At 74.7% G+C, this 2,449-nt stretch carries 2 protein-coding genes; one reads left to right on the forward strand and one right to left on the reverse strand.

Annotation, left to right across the window (positions count from 1 at the left end):
- The first annotated feature begins 105 nt into the window (after positions 1 to 105).
- On the forward strand, positions 106 to 678 hold the full coding sequence (locus VR44_RS32560) for a helix-turn-helix domain-containing protein (RefSeq protein ID WP_045951234.1): 573 nt from the start codon (positions 106 to 108) through the stop codon (positions 676 to 678).
- 19 nt (positions 679 to 697) lie between these two features.
- On the opposite strand, the gene VR44_RS32565 is transcribed toward VR44_RS32560, so the two are convergent.
- Positions 698 to 2,449: AAA family ATPase (locus VR44_RS32565; protein ID WP_045951235.1), on the reverse strand; the 1,752-nt coding region annotated here is incomplete at its 5' end.

A 2,449-nucleotide genomic window follows, 5' to 3' on the forward strand; every position in this document is an offset into this window, starting at 1 on the left:
CGTTTGAGGCGGGAACGGTGGAAGGGCGGGGAGGGGCATGCCCCGCGCAGCGGCCGGCCCACCCGCACCCGGCACCCGGAACCCGGAACCCGGCAGAATGACCCCGTGGACCCGGAAACGGAACAGGTACTCGACGCCATCGGCCCAAGGCTCCGCACGCTCCGCCGAACCCGGGGCCTCACCCTGGAGGCCCTCGCCGCCACCACCGGAATCTCGGTGAGCACCCTCTCCCGCCTCGAATCCGGCAGACGCCGCCCCACCCTCGAACTCCTCCTCCCCCTCGCCCGAGCGCACCGCGTCGCCCTGGACGACCTCGTCGGCGCCCCGCCCACCGGCGACCCCCGGGTGCACCTGGAACCCCTGCGCAAACACGGCACCGTCATCGTCCCGCTGACCCGCTACCCGGGCCGGATCCAGGTGTTCAAACAGGTCCTGACCCCGCGCGAGCCCAGGCAGGTCACCCACGAGGGCTACGAGTGGTTCTACGTCCTCGCCGGGGAGGTCCGGCTGATCCTCGGGGACGAGGAGCTGGTCCTCCGCCCCGGCGAGGTGGCCGAGTTCGACACCGCCCGCCCCCACTGGTTCGGTCCCGCCGACGGCGGAGTGGCGGAGGTGCTGCACCTGTTCGGCCCCCGGGGCGACCAGGCCGTCGTCCGCGCGGCCCCGCCGGCCCCCTGACACCCGGCCGGGCGGCGGCCTACAGCGCCGGCGGCTCCGGCCGCTCCTGCGGCCCCCGCCCCGACAGCACCTCCCCGTACGCCTGCATCAGGTCCGCCAGCCGCAGCGTCGCCAGGTCGTCGCGCGAGGGGTCCCCGGCGAAGCCGGCCAGCCGCAGGTCCCGGTAGGCGCAGCTCTTCTCGTACAGAGTGCGCAGGAACCGCCCATTGCCGAGCTCGTCGATCCAGCCCTGCTCCACCACGTGCCCGCTGATGCTGCGCAGTTCCTCCAGGGCCTCCTCGTCCCAGCGGTCCCCGTTCGCCTCGGCCAGCACCCCGCCGATCGCGGTCAGTTCGGCCGGCCGGTAGCTGGGGAAGTCCACCCGGGTCGTGAACCGCGACGACAGCCCCGGATTGGCGGCCAGCAGCCGGTCCATCCCCGCCGGATAGCCCGCCAGGATCACCACCAGGTGGTCCCGGTTGTCCTCGGCGCGCTTGAGCAGCACCTGCAGGGCCTCGTCCCCGTACGCGTCGCCCTTGCTGTAGCCGGAGTTGGACAGGCTGTACGCCTCGTCCACGAACAGCACCCCGCCGATCGCCGAGTCGATCAGCTCGTTCGCCTTGACCGCGGTCTGCCCGAGGAACTCGCCGACCAGATCGGCCCGCTGGGCCTCCACCAGGTGGTCGCCGCCCAGCAGCCCCAGCGCGTAGAACACCCGCCCCAGGATCCGGGCCACCGTGGTCTTGCCCGTCCCCGACGGCCCCGAGAAGACGAAGTGCCGCTTCGGCGGCTGCACCGGGAGCCCCTGCGCGGCCCGCAGCCGGGCCATGTGCAGCTGCGCCGAGAGGGCCTTCACCTGCCGCTTCACCGGCTCCAGGCCCACCATCCGCTCCAGCTCCGCGAGCGCCTCCGCCAGCGCCCTCGGATCGGCCGGCCCGGCCGGCAGCCCGACCGGGGCGCCCTGCGCGGGAAGGGTCACCTTGTGCCGTACGCCATCCAGCCGGCCCGTCCCGGCCGGCGGCCCGAAGCGCGGGTCCGGGGGCTCCCCGGGCGTCGGCGGATCGGCGTCCACCTGCCCGTCCGGGGCCAGGTCCTGCACCGGCCCGCCTCCGCCGTCCAGCGCCACCGCCGTGTAGTCCCCGCCGGCGGGGGACAGCCCGTGCCCCGCGAAGCCCTCGGTCAGGTGTCCGCCGTACCCGGCGTACCCGGCGGCGTCGGCCATCCCGTCGAAGTCGTCGCTGTCCTCGATGGCCGTCAGCCGGGCCGCCGTGTCCATGAAGGCCGGGTCCACCCGGTGCACCGCCCGGTACAGCGGCAGCGCCGCCGCGCTGCGCCCCGTGCCCTCGCGGGCCCGCGCCAGCCAGTACCGCAGTTCCTTGCGCTGGGGCTGCTCGCTGCGGCAGCGCATGAGCGCCGCCGACAGCATCGGCTCCGCCTGCCCGTACATCTCCAGCCGGACCCGGGCCATCCCGCCGAAGAGCCCCGCCTCGATGCCCAGCAGCGGATCGTGCACCAGCGGCTCGGTGTGCCGGACGAGCTGTTCCCAGTCCTTGACGAGGTAGGCCCGGCAGGCGTGCAGGAACCGCACCTGGGGGTCGGTGTCCACCGGCGGCAGCGCGGCCAGGGCCTGGTCCAGCTCGGGGACGTGGCGGCCGTCCAGCCAGTGGGAGGCGTGGGCCAGCAGCAGGTCGCGCCGGCTCTCCAGCACCGGCTGCACCCACCAGCCCAGCCAGTACCAGGAGTTCAGGGTCCGCCGGTGCCGGGTGCGCTGCTCGCCGAAGCGGTCCCGGTG

This window comes from Streptomyces katrae (assembly GCF_000966975.1).
Classification (GTDB): Bacteria; Actinomycetota; Actinomycetes; order Streptomycetales; family Streptomycetaceae; genus Streptomyces; species Streptomyces katrae.